This window comes from Bacillus sp. CPT56D-587-MTF (assembly GCF_058792335.1).
Map to the genome: position 1 here is coordinate 4,891,155 of NZ_JBYTEF010000001.1, position 14,554 is coordinate 4,905,708.

23 protein-coding genes and 3 pseudogenes are annotated in these 14,554 nt (G+C 35.3%); 1 reads left to right on the forward strand and 25 read right to left on the reverse strand.

What is annotated here, in order from left to right; genetic code table 11:
* Positions 1-79 precede the first annotated feature (79 nt).
* From AC3WVZ_RS25250 to AC3WVZ_RS25285, 8 genes and pseudogenes are all read right to left on the reverse strand, one after another.
* Positions 80-463 (reverse strand): annotated as a pseudogene (locus AC3WVZ_RS25250) (hypothetical protein); the annotation flags it as partial.
* An 11-nt stretch (positions 464-474) separates the two neighbouring features.
* A complete protein-coding gene (locus AC3WVZ_RS25255; protein ID WP_023521134.1) occupies positions 475-1,110 on the reverse strand; it encodes a major tail protein in 636 nt (211 codons plus the stop codon).
* A gap of 11 nt (positions 1,111-1,121) precedes the next feature.
* The gene (locus AC3WVZ_RS25260; RefSeq protein ID WP_233935570.1) at positions 1,122-1,499 is read right to left on the reverse strand and encodes an HK97 gp10 family phage protein; all 378 of its coding nucleotides are present in this window, start codon (positions 1,497-1,499) and stop codon (positions 1,122-1,124) included.
* Positions 1,499-1,828, reverse strand: a complete 330-nt coding sequence (locus AC3WVZ_RS25265) for a hypothetical protein (RefSeq protein ID WP_233935571.1) — start codon at positions 1,826-1,828, stop codon at positions 1,499-1,501. The genes AC3WVZ_RS25260 and AC3WVZ_RS25265 overlap by 1 nt, the downstream gene beginning before the upstream one ends.
* Positions 1,818-2,147 (reverse strand): hypothetical protein, encoded by a 330-nt coding sequence (locus AC3WVZ_RS25270; protein ID WP_233935572.1) that lies wholly within the window; start codon positions 2,145-2,147, stop codon positions 1,818-1,820. The genes AC3WVZ_RS25265 and AC3WVZ_RS25270 overlap by 11 nt, the downstream gene beginning before the upstream one ends.
* Entirely contained in the window at positions 2,128-2,388 is a 261-nt protein-coding gene (locus AC3WVZ_RS25275) for a head-tail connector protein (protein WP_233935573.1), read from the reverse strand. The genes AC3WVZ_RS25270 and AC3WVZ_RS25275 overlap by 20 nt, the downstream gene beginning before the upstream one ends.
* A 1-nt stretch (position 2,389) precedes the next feature.
* Positions 2,390-3,700 (reverse strand): phage major capsid protein, encoded by a 1,311-nt coding sequence (locus AC3WVZ_RS25280; RefSeq protein ID WP_233935574.1) that lies wholly within the window; start codon positions 3,698-3,700, stop codon positions 2,390-2,392.
* A gap of 1 nt (position 3,701) precedes the next feature.
* Positions 3,702-4,283, reverse strand: coding sequence for an HK97 family phage prohead protease (locus AC3WVZ_RS25285; RefSeq protein WP_233936607.1), 582 nt, complete (start codon positions 4,281-4,283; stop codon positions 3,702-3,704).
* Between the two features lie 70 nt (positions 4,284-4,353).
* Here AC3WVZ_RS25285 and AC3WVZ_RS25290 point away from each other — a divergent pair, with 70 nt between their 5' ends.
* Positions 4,354-4,611 carry a hypothetical protein gene (locus tag AC3WVZ_RS25290; RefSeq protein ID WP_233935576.1) on the forward strand — a complete coding sequence of 86 codons (258 nt, stop codon included), beginning with the start codon at positions 4,354-4,356 and terminating at the stop codon, positions 4,609-4,611.
* Between the two features lie 172 nt (positions 4,612-4,783).
* Here the strand turns inward: AC3WVZ_RS25290 and AC3WVZ_RS25295 are convergent, their stop codons facing one another.
* The 17 genes and pseudogenes from AC3WVZ_RS25295 to AC3WVZ_RS25375 form a co-directional block, all read right to left on the reverse strand.
* Entirely contained in the window at positions 4,784-5,947 is a 1,164-nt protein-coding gene (locus tag AC3WVZ_RS25295; protein WP_233935577.1) for a phage portal protein, read from the reverse strand.
* 15 nt (positions 5,948-5,962) lie between these two features.
* Complete coding sequence (locus AC3WVZ_RS25300) at positions 5,963-7,687, reverse strand: terminase large subunit (protein WP_233935578.1); 1,725 nt, start codon at positions 7,685-7,687, stop codon at positions 5,963-5,965.
* Entirely contained in the window at positions 7,684-8,109 is a 426-nt protein-coding gene (locus AC3WVZ_RS25305; protein ID WP_233935579.1) for a P27 family phage terminase small subunit, read from the reverse strand. Before AC3WVZ_RS25305 ends, AC3WVZ_RS25300 begins: the two co-directional genes overlap by 4 nt.
* An 83-nt stretch (positions 8,110-8,192) precedes the next feature.
* A complete protein-coding gene (locus AC3WVZ_RS25310; RefSeq protein WP_000872558.1) occupies positions 8,193-8,585 on the reverse strand; it encodes an HNH endonuclease in 393 nt (130 codons plus the stop codon).
* Positions 8,582-8,896: a Rho termination factor N-terminal domain-containing protein gene (locus AC3WVZ_RS25315; protein ID WP_233935580.1), complete on the reverse strand. Its 315-nt coding sequence runs from the start codon at positions 8,894-8,896 to the stop codon at positions 8,582-8,584. The genes AC3WVZ_RS25310 and AC3WVZ_RS25315 overlap by 4 nt, the downstream gene beginning before the upstream one ends.
* A gap of 79 nt (positions 8,897-8,975) precedes the next feature.
* Positions 8,976-9,173, reverse strand: a complete 198-nt coding sequence (locus tag AC3WVZ_RS25320; RefSeq protein ID WP_088029300.1) for a hypothetical protein — start codon at positions 9,171-9,173, stop codon at positions 8,976-8,978.
* Positions 9,174-9,600: 427 nt separating this feature from the next.
* Positions 9,601-9,996 (reverse strand): hypothetical protein, encoded by a 396-nt coding sequence (locus tag AC3WVZ_RS25325; RefSeq protein WP_233935581.1) that lies wholly within the window; start codon positions 9,994-9,996, stop codon positions 9,601-9,603.
* Between the two features lie 151 nt (positions 9,997-10,147).
* Positions 10,148-10,321: a DUF3797 domain-containing protein gene (locus tag AC3WVZ_RS25330; protein WP_233935582.1), complete on the reverse strand. Its 174-nt coding sequence runs from the start codon at positions 10,319-10,321 to the stop codon at positions 10,148-10,150.
* A 375-nt stretch (positions 10,322-10,696) separates the two neighbouring features.
* Positions 10,697-10,905 (reverse strand): annotated as a pseudogene (locus AC3WVZ_RS25335) (hypothetical protein); the annotation flags it as partial.
* 8 nt (positions 10,906-10,913) lie between these two features.
* A complete protein-coding gene (locus AC3WVZ_RS25340) occupies positions 10,914-11,144 on the reverse strand; it encodes a hypothetical protein (RefSeq protein ID WP_233935584.1) in 231 nt (76 codons plus the stop codon).
* 40 nt (positions 11,145-11,184) lie between these two features.
* Positions 11,185-11,616, reverse strand: coding sequence for a hypothetical protein (locus AC3WVZ_RS25345; protein ID WP_233935585.1), 432 nt, complete (start codon positions 11,614-11,616; stop codon positions 11,185-11,187).
* A gap of 11 nt (positions 11,617-11,627) precedes the next feature.
* Positions 11,628-12,545, reverse strand: a complete 918-nt coding sequence (locus tag AC3WVZ_RS25350) for a DnaD domain protein (protein WP_233935587.1) — start codon at positions 12,543-12,545, stop codon at positions 11,628-11,630.
* 94 nt (positions 12,546-12,639) lie between these two features.
* Positions 12,640-12,978, reverse strand: a complete 339-nt coding sequence (locus tag AC3WVZ_RS25355; protein ID WP_016109401.1) for a hypothetical protein — start codon at positions 12,976-12,978, stop codon at positions 12,640-12,642.
* Positions 12,911-13,171, reverse strand: a complete 261-nt coding sequence (locus AC3WVZ_RS25360) for a hypothetical protein (protein ID WP_233935588.1) — start codon at positions 13,169-13,171, stop codon at positions 12,911-12,913. Before AC3WVZ_RS25360 ends, AC3WVZ_RS25355 begins: the two co-directional genes overlap by 68 nt.
* Positions 13,171-13,883 (reverse strand): annotated as a pseudogene (locus AC3WVZ_RS25365) (hypothetical protein). Before AC3WVZ_RS25365 ends, AC3WVZ_RS25360 begins: the two are co-directional and overlap by 1 nt.
* Positions 13,884-13,902: 19 nt before the next feature.
* On the reverse strand, positions 13,903-14,337 hold the full coding sequence (locus AC3WVZ_RS25370) for a replication terminator protein (RefSeq protein ID WP_233935589.1): 435 nt from the start codon (positions 14,335-14,337) through the stop codon (positions 13,903-13,905).
* A 26-nt stretch (positions 14,338-14,363) separates the two neighbouring features.
* Positions 14,364-14,552: a hypothetical protein gene (locus tag AC3WVZ_RS25375; RefSeq protein ID WP_233935590.1), complete on the reverse strand. Its 189-nt coding sequence runs from the start codon at positions 14,550-14,552 to the stop codon at positions 14,364-14,366.
* Positions 14,553-14,554 lie beyond the last annotated feature (2 nt).

Genomic DNA, 14,554 nt, shown 5'->3' on the forward strand with positions numbered 1-14,554 from the left:
GGAGTATTTTCTTTTCATGTTTTCGAATCGGAAACATGTATTTGGCCTGTTTTTTTATTTGAAGAAGCTGAGTAGTTACCTTTTTTTCTTGCTGCAGCTTCTCCATATCAGAAGTTTGGAAAGTTTGTCCACTGAAGATTTCGTATACAACGATGAAGATATCAGGTAAATCATTCATAGGAATGGCACCTTTCAATTCAGCTAATGTACATTCTGTACCGCCGCTACGTACCATCGCATAAATTAATGCACGCATCAATTTCGCTTCATTTTCTCCCAGGCTAAATTGACCTTTTCCTAACATATCATTCATTTCTTGTTCAAATTCATGATAGGGTGTTCCATACGCCTCTTCCACATAAGGAAAAGATTCAAAAGTAAAAACAACAGGGATTGAGACACCCTGTATCTTAATGCTGTTTCTAGTTATATTAACGTTAACTAAATCACTTAAACGTGCCATACTATCACTCCTTATTTCCCTGGTGTCGATGTTCCACCAAGTTGCGTTAATTGAGATTCATCACAAATGACTTGTTTTAGGAAATCTTCAGCTTTCATTCCTTTTGCCTCTGGATCGCCAGTATCCAATTCAGCTTGTGTTACATCGTTACATAACAATGGATCTGCTGTAATTGTGTAAGCAATGTCATCCACAGTCATTTCATCACCTTGTGTTTTCCAAGATTCTTCTACTGGAGCAACTGTACATTTTGGATACCAACGTACTATTTTTGTTCCATCATTTAAAGGAAATACAACACCTACTGCGAACTTTGGATACGCCTTTGCCTTCGCTGTTTCAAAAGACACGCCTTTTTTACGTGTTTTTGCAAAGATTTTATCTTTTACTTCACGATTTAGACCAGCAAGATTAAAAGCTAATCCAAACGCTGTATTTTTGACAATGTTAATCATTTTTTTGTTAGATGCCCACTTTGTAAAATTAGTAGAAGTAGTGGAAATCGTTAAATCCGAAATATTCGTTTGTCTATAAACGATATCCTCATACGTTGGTAGTGCACTAGAAGTTTCATTTCCCTTCATCAAGCACAGATATAAATCTTCAATCCCTACGGAATATTGAATTTCTTTATTTTCAATTGTCATGTATATCATCCTCACATTCTATCCATTATTTTTTGTGCCATCATATCAGCAATTTTGTCACCTTCCGCATCAAAGGTATTCTGGACAAAGTGTTTTCCTTTCACACGCCCCTTACCATTTGCTTTTTTATGGCCATGTTCAACTAAATACCAATACCAAGCTTCATCTTTAAACTCCACAGATACACGATCAACTTTCACAACAACCTTTAGGCTATCTCTTAAATGTGTCCGCTTGTTTTTACTGGATGCTTTGATTTTCGGTTTTAATTTACTAGCAAAATACTTCGCTGCTTCGTCCAATACATCTAGTTCGACCTTTTTATTCATCCGTAATAGCGTATTAATATCTTCTAAAGCTTCAGCAAAACCATTGTTATTTGAAGCCATTACTGGATACACCTCACATACGTTATAAACTGCGTTATGGTATCGTCGTTTTCGTCATAACCCATTCCATCAAATTGAGAATAAGACACGCCTACTTCATTAAAAACAGCCTTTAATGGCTCATAATCTTTTTCAGTTCCATTTGTGATAACTGCAATTTGATAAAGTGGCATATCTTTTAGTACCTTATTAGAAGCCCTCTTATGTTGCTCATTCACAAATTCATACACAATATAAGGGTAATCTATCCCTGTAGGAGCACTATCACGAGAAACTGGAATACCAGATTTCTTCATAAAGCTTCGCAACTGTTCAAAATTAATTTGCATACGATAGTGACACCTCCATCAATCGGTCTTCTTCTTTTACATAAATGCGTTCAATGTTATAAATACGGTCACCAACTTTTACACGATAATTCTTTTGATTGTTTTCAATGTCACGATCAATACGAACTTCAATTTTCTTTACAATGTCATTCGTATCTTTTGTTGTAAATTTGTCAGTAGCCGTAACTCCAATATTGTTATAACGAAGTTTCCGTTCTAAAGGATAGCCCATAACAACTCGGTCATTTTCCGGATCAATGGTCTCTCCTAATTTAAGTAGCTCTCCCATCCATTTGAGTTTATTCGTCTTTCTCTTCATCGACATAAACCTCCTGGACAAAGAACGGTGTTAAAGCATCAAGTGCCTCTTCTAATTCTTTTTCAGAGACTCTGTAATCATAGATGATACCGGCGACCATAATAATTAAATACTCGGTCTGTTTGCCTGTCGCATTCTTTACATAAGTCTTTGCTTGTTCAATATAAAAAGAGAGCAAAGAATCATCCATGCCCTCTTCCCAATGAATATGAGATTTTAATTTCTCAATTAAATCTTCCATATTAAGCACCTGGTGTAGTTTGACCTTTCAAGACGTACTTATAAACTGGAACTTCAAATGGAGAATGAATTAATTGAGCATCTAGTAAGTTCCAGATACGGAAACCTACACGGTTTGTACGTGAGAATAACTCAACTAATTTTTGCACTTCTAACGATCCAATGACATCTTGAATATAGAACTTAGAGAAGTCACCGAAATAGAATACTGGTGTATCTGGTGAATCAGGAATGTCAATTGCATCCTCTTCCTCCACTGGATACCCTAATAATGTATAGCCAATACCGCCTTCCGCTTGGTTAAATGGGCGAAGTAATGGGAAACCATCATCTGTTTTCATTGTTTCAATTTTTGTTAATGCTGCTGTATTTAACACCCATCTTGCTTTTTTACGAATTTCTTTAACCGGTGTATTTTTCATTTTTACTAATGCATCATAGAGATTTTTTTCATCTGTTTTAAACTCAACAGCTTTCTTTGCTAATGCACCATCATTGATGTTATTCGCTTCATCACCATTCACCATATATTGCGTTTCTTTACGAACATAGGCTTTTTTCAACTCGTCCATAACGATTTGTTCAATCGGTAAACCTGTACGTGCTAATAATTTTTTCGTCACTGTAGCCAGTGCATCAAATTCCGTTGGTGATAATTCGATTTCATCGAATTCAATATCTGTTTCTGGAATTTCGTTATTTGTTCGCTCATTTTTATGACCTTGCGCTTCTGCCTTTTTAACTAAAACAGGGTACTTAATGTTCTCTTTTGTTTTTACCCCTGTCCCTAATCGGCGTAAGAAGTTTTCTTCTTGCGCATACGTAATAATTTCTTTACTTAGGAAATCTGGAATCGTAACAGAACCGTTACCAGTCACTAACCCTAATGTACGAGCTTCCTTTTCATCAATATTACCTACAATGTAGTTAGCGAATACAGAACGAATTTCCGTTTCTTTGTTTGCACGATGACCTTTAGTAGAAAGAGCTGCTGCAATAGATGCTGAAATAGCTGAACGTTGTTCTTCTGACAGTTCAGTTTTTGCATCGGGATTTTCTTTTGCTGCTGGGTCTTCTTTTTTATCTGAATCTTCATCTTTCTTTTTGTCTGGATCTTCTCCTTTTTCTTCCGCTTCTAATTTTGCTAACTCATCCGTGATAGTTTGTACTTCCTTTGTTAATTCTTCTACTTCAGCTTTAATCGCCGCTAATTCTTCTGAACGAACTTCATTTTTTTCTACTTTCCCTTGTAATTCTGCTAATCGAGATTTCGTTCTTGTTAAAGATGCGTTTAAGATTTCTTTTACATTCATGTTAATTTTCCTCCAAAACTTTTTTTATTTGTTTAATAAGATTATTTCTTTCTTCTGTATCATCTTCCACAACTGTTTTTACAGCTGCTTCTTCACTTCTCATTTCAATCATGGTTGTATTTTCGCCCCTGGTTTCAATGGAAGTAGCAACATAGGCTGGTGTCATATCTAAAATAGAAACTTCTAAGAGTTCTAATTCTTCAATAGATCGTTTTTGAACACCAGATTCGCCCTCTTCCCAAGAATCTTTTTCAGAAACAAAGCCAAATGACCAACCACGCAATTCTTTATTCTTTGCTTTCTCAATTATTTGTTCATCTGTAACTGTAGCGATGGCTCTTAAACCAATATTGTCTTCGTACAATTCCAGATTTCCATTTTCAATAGAACCAAGCTTTCTATTCTTGTTGTGATTAAAAAGCAAGTCCACATTCTTTGCTTTCTTTAACGCTTTTTCAAATGTCTTAGGAACAATTTTCTCTTTGAAATATCCCCTTGGTGAAGGCAACACTCGACTTTCCCTGTCCACAACATTTACGTAACCATCAAGTATGACTTGATTCCCTCGGACCTCAATTTTCATCATTTTCACATCCTTTCATTCCTAGAAATAGTTTTTCTGCTATCATTTGATGAGTAAGAAGGTGATCCCAATGATTTTATCCATCCAAACAGAAAAAGATTTTAAAGAAAATTTTGAGTTTGCTCACAACACGTTAGCGTTTATTGACGAAATTGACATTGAAAATCGCGCCAAATTTCAATCCATTTCACAGATTTCTAAAACAAAGTATTTAATCCGTTTCAAAAGTTATTCTTTTCCTGGTTGTCAAGACTACAGCATAACAGTTGAAGCAATATATTCGGAGAACCAATGGCTAATTTCTCTTTTGAATAAACCCGTAGATTAACAATTTTATAAAACAAATAGGGAGGCTTCTCTTGTTCTACTGAACACATCAAAATGCCATTTCCAGTCCTACAATTTCCAACTACCACATCGAACATTGTAGGACTTTTCTTATGAATTCTAATATCCATGTCTCCACAACTAACATGAATTGTATCTCCCTTCACGTTTAGTCACCTCCTTGAACCATCGGCCGCTTCTTTCTTACCAATTTCGGTTATATCATTTGAAATATAAATAGATTGTGATTCCTTTGTATTTTGTTTAGGGAACCCAAGCATATCGGCAACATTATCAGGTGAAGTAATAGCTGTACGTACAAGGTTATAACCAATATTTGTCTTGTTGCTATAAGTAACAAAATTAAGAATGTTAATCTTGAATTTAATTCGTTTCCCTGAATTTTGGCCATAAAAAAGAAGACTCAAATGGTCTTCAAAATTTTTCATTATTGGTCTAACTGCTTTATTGTGGATATACATCATCGCTTTCTCAATATCTTCTTTAATTAGCTCTGTGTATGTGTCCACATTTATGCCTAAAAATTTACCCAAATCCTTTTTATATACATTTAGATATGCTAGAGTCTTTTCGTCGTCTAACGGGCTTTTAAGCGTGTCAATTGAATACCCTTTTCCAAGAGGAATCATTTTTACAGACCTTGCTTCATCAATTGATTCCAGTTGATCTAAAATTGCATTGATTAACTTTGACTGCGCGCCATTCTGTGGATTGATATGAGCATCCAAGTTTAGCAAGAATGCTAATAGTCCACCCTTTTTATATTTGTCAGTTAAAGTTTTCTCAGCTGACATAACGCCCTCGAGTGTATCTCTTCCTAAATCAAGAATACCTTTTCCTCTTAAATGATCTGCACCAATATTTTTTACATGTCGAATCATAAATGGAGGAATCTCATGACCACCAATATTGAAATGCTCTACTAAATTATCATCTAACTCTGTAAAAACATTTGAAGCTAAATGGATTTGAACGCCATTTAATATCGGGAATGTTTCCCCCTCAAGTAGATAGGTATTCGTCATTAATTTAATGAATTCAGATTGTGTTAGATAATCATTCGGATTCTTTAAAATGCGAAGTGCAATATCATCTTTAATTTCATTACCGAATTCATCTTCCACAACAATATCAGCCAATACCATTTGATTACTAATATCTTGCAACAACTCGTAAACATCGCTAGATTGTAAGATGTTTGAATCTGTAACATACACACCACCATAACGAATACTCTTTCCTAAAACATCATCAAGATAACCACGCTTTTCAGCCTTTTTAAATAAGTAATTTGAAAATCTATCCCTTAAACCCAATTTTTCACCGCCTCTCTATCGATAAATATCGCCAATCAATTCATCCATACCTTCCTCTGTTATGCTATCCATAACCATCATCGTTTCTTTGTGAGCAACTAAAAAAGCCACAAATCCATCAATCTTCTTTTTGGACTGTCGCTTACTTGGGGCTTTCATTCCGTTAATATTTGTTACTACTACAACATTAAGGGCGCAATAAACAAATAAAGGATTGTCTGTAATTAAACGCTTTTCATAAATTAGTATTTCTGAATCATCAAGCATTGCATTCATAACATTTGGATACTGATTTACTGCCATACATTCTAAACCGAGGTTTTCAAGCTTCTCTATTAACTTTTGGGACATAGCTGGATCATAGTTTATTTGTTGTACATCGTACAAATCCATACATTCAACGATATATTCCATAACTTGATCTTGGTCAATCATTTTCCCATCACAAAACGTAGCAAAACCACGTTCAACCATATCAGTATAGGGAACATTATCCTCTTTTTCTTTAAAATCAATATTGTCATTCGGAAGAAAATACATCTGTTTAACTTTTATAATCGACCTTCCTTCATCATTGTGTGAAGGGAAGTTTAAACTCACACATGTTAAGTCTGTTGTTTTAGATAAGTCCAATCCTAAATAACAAATTTCACCTGTAAGATCCCCCAAATCTTCCACAAGAACATGTTGTACTTGATCATGTTCAAAATAATTTTCAGCACCATTTACGAAAACATTTAAATGCTTGGAAAGGAACTCAGCTTTTGAATGTGCCGACTGTTTCGCCTTTTTGAACTCAATTTCAAGTGTTTCCATTGTAACGGAAACACCAATATTCGGGTTAACCATTTCCCAAACTTTACGATCTTCCCAATCATAATTTTTATTCGGCTCCCAGATTGCAACAAACAATGAATCGTCATCGTCATTTTCCAAAACAAGTTTCGCATACTTATAAACACGCATACCGACAGATGAAGCACCCTTACCAGCTGTTGAAATATTAAGCATTATTGGTTGTTCACGAGAAATTTGCGCTGACTTCAAGTTATCATACATGTCCATATTTTCCTGTGCATGGAGCTCGTCATTTAACACAAAATAAGGGTTCTTTCCTTCAAGACCCTTCGTATTTTTCGTTAATACTTTGAATTTATTTTGATATGCTATTCCATTGATGCTATATCGATACATAGCACCACTAACTGTTCCATTCACACCTTTATAAATTTGTGTATGTCGTGCCAGAGGTTCAGAGTTTTCTATCGCTTGTGCAATTGGTTCAGCTGCATTTTGTGCTTGTTCATAATCTGATGCCGCACAATAACAATCCGCTCCAAGTTCAAGTTCTCCATACATAGCATAGAGCAATGCACCTGCTGCAATAATTGTTTTTCCGTTCTTCTTTGGTACTTGCACATATGATTCACGAATAATACGGACTGTTTTTCCTTTTTCGTTTTTATGATACCAACCATACATATTCGCAAAAACAAACATTTCCCAAAGCTCTAATTCCATCAATTGACCTGCAAGTGGTCCTTTCACATGACGGATGAACGATTGAACGAAATCTAACATTTCATTCGCTCGATCTACATCAAACCAAATATCTTTACGCTTTTTCCACTTCTTATAACGTTCTACAGCAAGAATGATCGACTTCGGGTACTTCTTTTTATTACGCATGACGTTATTCGCATACTTATCAGCATAGTTAACGCCTAATGTAATAATCATTGGGTTTTCCGCCATTTATTCCGATGAGCTGCTAATTCGTCTTTAGGCTCATTAGATTGAATATTCCCTGCATTTTCAGGTGTCTTTTGTACACTTTTTCCCTTATTCGTCATTCCTAGAGCTTCTAACATTTTATTCTTCTTATCATTCCACGTTTCAACTTGTTGAGCGAGCGGATGTTTCATTTCATTTACTGCACCAGCCTTGTTTTTATGCGTTTTTGTAGGAGCAAAACCATCGGCTTTCCATTCTTCAAACATCGTTTTATAAATGATAAAAGCATCTAAATAATTATCAATTAATGGTTCTAAGGACGGTGTGAAATTGTCATCTTCAGTCAATAATTTTATGATTCTATTTCGTTCTTCATCCCTTGCAACATCTAGCATTTCTAACTTTTTCTTCTTTGACATTCGAGCCATTTTCACACCCCCCTTCATTTTCAAAAAATGGTGCAACTATTGATATGCCCCCTACGCTACCTATCCTCCCCAGAGGACAAATTTTAATTTTTGATAGGGGGGCTTCCGAAATAACTCGGGAAAACTTTTTTTGGTTTATCTTCATTTTCTTCGATTGTATGACAAACTGGACAAAGTAATCTTAGGTTATTCTCTTCTAATTTAAGAGTTGGATCTTCTTTGATTGGTATTACGTGATGAACATGAGCACGCCTACCAAAGACGAACCTTCCACATCGTTGACAGCAGCCATTCTCTCTTTCGTATACCTTTGACCTAACATACTTCCATGCATCAGTACGATAGAATGGTTTGTTATCATGATGGTAGATGTTCTTCTTATCTTTTTTCTTTCTTGGCTTGTTACGCTTATGCTCTTCACAGTAACGTCCCTTGCTTATCTTGTTACGGCAGCCATTGAAGTCACAGTACTTCATGATAGCAATTCAATGATGTCTTCTTTCTTTTTAATATCAGAAGGGATTTCAATACCTAGCTCATCAGCATACTCACGTAACTCTTTTATTGTCTTATTACTCAAGATAAGTTCTGTACCTGCTTCACCAATTGCCAACGTATCTTTAGTCAAATACCCTCCTGTTGCAAATCCTTTATCAGCAATCATACTCTCCGGATTAACAGTTACTTCAAATCCAGGTACTTCACCGGTAGGAACAAATAAGCTTTTCTTCTGTTCATTATCCCAATACTCAGTACCTGATATTGTTTTTCTAATTTCAGTAATCATTTAAGTTCACTCTCCTTATCTTTTCTTTAACGCTCCTACCAACCTGACCAAAGACCTAAAATCATTGCTACTGTCATAGTCATTGATTTTCTTTCTTCCAATTCTCGAACTCTTCTTTAGCAAGAGCTAATCCTTTATCTAACCACTGTAATTGGATTTCGTTTTGTTCCACAATTTCAGAGCTAGTTTTAATTGTTGCTACAATCTGTTCCCGTCTTGCTTCTTGTTCTTTAATCCATGCATCCATTTGTTTTACATATATCTTTTCTGGATTCATATACTTAACACCTTCCTTTTCAAATGCAACACGCTTGCGCTTATCTTTACCTAGATAACCTCAGGAACTCCCTCATGCCATCTACAACTTCTTTATCATTTTCAACAAGCTTACCTTTAACATAGATATCTCCATTATGAAACGTCAAAGTCATATCTACACCACCTACGTAATTTTCACATAATAAAAATACTCCATAAGGAATGCCTCTTCAATCCTTTGCAAACACTATAGTTTAAAAGGAGCATGTTATGAAATTCTCACAAATACTAATCATTATCTTTGCTGTTATCATTATCATATGGATATGGTTTGTCTAATTAAAAAGAGCAACCGTGCACTTCACACCAGTTGCCCTTTCGTCAAAATCTTATGTTATTACTATAATCGATATTTTCAAGATTTTCGATTCACTTTAGGAGTGAACCTAAATGATACCTTCTCGCTCTACGAATTTAATCAAACGAACTATTTCAGCATGTTTCTTTTTAATATGACTAGAGCTATAACTAATTTCTTCAGCTATTTGTTCCAACGTCATACCATCCACATATTTCATTTTAAGTATTTTATTATCCAACCCCCTAAACCTACTAATTAATTTTTTCAGTTTGTACATATCATTCAATTTATGTGCCAATTCATATTCAATTGCTTCTATACGTTCTTCTACCTTTGCACCTTCCGATTCAGCAGTTAAACGTACCTCTCGCAAATCACCACTGACCCAGCGTTTTAATTCTGCTTTTGTTTTGTCTAAGTTGTACGTTAAGTATGCAATTTTTTCTTCTAATTTCTGATACTCTTTCAGCCATTCAAACAAGCGCCAATTCACCCACTCTCATTATACGTGTCTACCATTTATTTTAAGCGATTGTAACTCCACAGATATGATATTTAAAAAAGATTTTAAGGCTCGTATCGTTAGATTTGTGAAGGTGTTTTTTGATTCTATAGTCTATTTCACAATACCTCTACTTTCTCCCGTCCTGTTCTTCCATCACAATCATCCAGCCACACTTACAAGTACGTGTAAAAACACCATCTTCCACCTCTAACATGCCTTCTCCCTCACCAATACTTTCATTTCCACACCATTGGCACTTTCTATACTTCTTCATCAGTTCTAACATTTTCCAAGCGTCCACTCTTTTTCCTCCCGTATAACATGCTCTCTTTGATGCATACTATCCATAGGCACGATATATAGCCTGCCATGTCTGAAGGTGAAACAAGACATATCCATATTCCTTTCCTCAAATGAGCCGTTAGCGTTTGCTAGCGGTTTCGTTTACTGGTATACCCTTATAACAATTGGATATACTAAACCTATGCCAATTTGTTTTGGTGTGTGCCATCGATTCATGTTTCCTCTTCAGCATCTTATACAAAAGGCTTTTTTTCATAAAACAAGGTACATACACATTCTCTCCTGCATATGGTATACCACGTACTCTTTACATGAAGAGTCTTGGTCAAGGGCACTCTGGCACAGGTGCTCTGTTACATATTTCTGCAACTTCTACATGAGAGGCATATACATCATCCGTTACAACATCAACCGCAAATACTCATGTGGCTTACGGCCCTTTTGAACAAATACACGCCTTACACTTTCTGCGTCGATTTCCTTTACTGTTGCATATCTATATCTTTTTGCATGATTGTGGGCCCAATCACATACAACCCATTGACCTGCAGTGACTTTCTTTTCACCCATCTGTCCATCCATTTTCTCTCCTAGCTGAGTTCTTGAATTTCTTGTAAGGATCGATTAGAAACCGTAATGCTACGAATCTTACAATTATCTTTCCCACGGTATTTTCCCTGGATTTTTGATATCGCTTCTTCTTTCGTTGCAGCTTCACAAAATTCTAATTTGAATCCTGACTTTGTAACAATGTCCACCATGTATGTATCTATTAGTGGTTCATAAATAAAATCATGATCTATTGTGATTTGTTCAGTCATTTGACTCACCCTCTATCAGTTAAAGTGTAATAATCATTTGTTAATCTAACACATTCCCTATCACAGCATTCATCCATAGACTAGGACTCATTTTTCTCATTAAAAATTCGATGACTGTAATTAACTCTTCGATAGATAAGGAAACAAATTCGCCTAAAGGTTCTTGATTGAACTTGCCTCCACGTTTTTCAATCGTTAGAGCTACTTTGTTGTCAATCACGTATCTTTTTGCAGTTACTAAATCGAATTGACGGACTTTCTCGTGACCGAATCCTTTTATTAATTTCTTTAGAACATCATGAATGACACGAAAATCTAACACTTTTACTTTCTGTTCAAGCTGCTCTCTACACTGCTTACATAAGGTCCTCTCCAAACCCAAAATATATATTTTACTCATATCAGATTCAGGAAAAGAATTTTCGCATTCGTAACATTCTTCTCCAATTACACCTTCAAATGGGTTTAACATGTAAATCACTCCTATGCTCTATATTTGTTTAGCACTTCTTGCAATCTCTCACGCTCTTCATCAATAGATTGCGAGTTTTGCTTTTCAATTTCTTTTTTAGTTGGCTCAACATCTTCACGTAACCAATCTGGAACAATTTCTTTTCTATTTGAACGACCTCTCGAACTATTCAATCGCTTGTTCTTACTCATTTCAAAGCGTCTATCTAATGCAGCAACATCATCTAATGTTTTTACTTTTTGCTTTTCCCAGCTTTTCAAAATGGCCTTAATGTAATTCCATTTTGGCTTATTTTCATCAATAGCTTTGTGAGCAGCATGTTTAATTAATTCGCTACCAAACGAATCACAAAACTCTCCTAATTCCGTAATAGCAATTTCACTTAACGGAATTCCTTCACCTTTTAAAAAGTTATAACTGACTTTAAATTCTTCATCGACTAATACATGTGATTTCGATTCTTTATTATCATCATGATAATAATTAGTATTTTGTATATTAGTATTTAATTTATTAGTACTTAGTATATTAGTATTTAGTAGTATCGGATTTTCCACATGTAGGTTTCCCACAAGTGGCTTTTCCACATGTGGAATTTCCATAAGTGGCTCTTCCTCATGTGGCTTCTCCATATCTGGTGTTTCATAGATTTCAGTTTCCCAATTTGTTATCTTCTTGCTCTTTTCATCACGAACAGGATAACGCTTTATATATCCTAGCGCTTTTAACTCTTTAAACCCTGAACGTAACGAATCTTCCCCATCCTTAGCGTGTTGAGATAACTCACTTATATGAAAAGTCCAATTATCAGGTAATGTAAGTGCATAAGCTAAAATCCCTTTTGCCTTCCAAGACAATCTTTCATCTTTTAAACCGGTATTATTTATGACAGAATAATTGCTGTCTTTTTTCACTCGGATAATTCCCATAAAAGCCACCTCATAAATTCTCAAGAACTATATTTAATGCTATACTTATCAAGTAATATTTTTTCTAATAGGACCCGTTGCAGCGGGTTCTTTTTTATGAATTACGTCGAATACTATCGACAACTTCTTTTCTTCCTCCCACTTCTTCCAAACGATCTGCTACTTGTAAAACCTTTTTTCTTTCTTTAGAAGAATCATTTTTTATTTTCTTGAAGTACATAGCTGATAACTCCTTTGATATTTCTAAATCTCTGCTATTTTGCTTTTGATATAAATCATGAAGTTCAACATAAGCAATTTTGTCGCCGTTTCTATTGGCTTGCTCCATTTGTTTATATAAAAGTTGTCGGTTCTGTATACATTCCTTACGCTCTTTTTCTAATTCTGATGCCATCATCAAATGTTCTGGAAGTACTCTGTTTTCGGTTCCCATTGTTTAAACGCTCCCTTTCTAAACGATCACTTTCTAAACGATCACTTTCTAAACGATCACTTTCTAAACGATCACTTTCATCAAACTTTCGTTCAATGAAAGTACCGCCTTTATAAACTCCATACGCAAGTATCGCAATCCCTAATCCAAAGATACAGACATTCGTTGTACTTTCTACCGTTATAATGTCCATTAGGCTAAAATAAACACCTTTTTAGATTCCACTTCTTGCGATAATGCTGTATTTAGGTACTCTTTAATGTTATTCATTGCTTCTAATTTCCAAGCCCCACCGTCAGCTTCAAACAAACCACAACGTGCACCTTCACGCATTCTGAACACAAACTTACTTTCTGGTTGTTCCACTTCAACAAATGTTCTATATGGGCTTAATTGCACTGGATTAGGTACTTTTGCATTCCCTCTACTCGCAACTCCTGTTTTCACCGTTACAGCTGCGATACACCATCATCTCCAATTTCCTTAACATCATTTTCTACAACCGTACCTACTACCTGTAAAACAATATCTCGATGATTATTTTGTACAAAACCTGATTGCAATGCAATATTAAATTCTTCTCTGTCATAAAAACTTCCAAAATTAAAGCGTAGAATGGATGCTTGTGCTTCGATATAAGTACTTCTAGCCTTATCTCCATTAACCGCAGTAAAGTAACTTACCGTTGTTGGATTTACAATATGAATCATTACAGGTTCAGTTGTGTCAAATTCTGATTTCACGTAACCTACTAAACCAGATAAACTACGTACAACAATTTCCGCTGGTGTTGGTTCTTGCACAAGATGTAAGCGTTGCGTTGAATATGTCTGTTCACCGATTTTGTGTGTTTTAATTGTTCCAATCTCTAATACCTTTTCAATTGCTTCTCTTGTCATAGTCATTTTTTATTTCCCCCTTTTCTTAATTAGATTTAGTTTTCAAATAATCGATTACTACTGTTTGCTTCTCAGCAGCCTGATTTTCTTCTTTTTCTTCTACTTCTTCTACAGGTTGTCCAACATCTGTTTTCACATCACCCTGTAGATCCATATAAAACTGTCCCTGGATCCCGGAAGCTAACTCTTGACCAACTAAATTTCCGTTTTGGTCCATATCTAATAGAATCTTAGACTCTATCGCTTCTGTTGGTGCTAGTTTCGAAGTGGCTTGAACCTGACAATTCCATACATCACGCTTTTTATCACCAGCAAACGAAAGTGTTAAAACAATCTTTCTTGCTTTTTTAGGATCAGTATTTAAATCCGCCATATTTTCCATTACACGCTCAAACTCTTGATGAAACCTTTCAGCAAGTGCTCCATCAGCAAATGTATTTAAATCAATCATGACTTCCATTATTTTTCTCACCTAAGCCTTCCTTCTTACAATTCAACATCTACTTGAATATCAATATTCATAGGGATTTCTTGCGTTACACGAATTGATTTTGGACTTACACCTTTTTGAATTAACTTTTTAACTTCTTCTTTCGCAGCATCTTTTGAGTGAAATTCATTGATACCTGGAAAACCTGCGAAATTACTAGTAATTACTAAAATCTTTTGTTGCATGA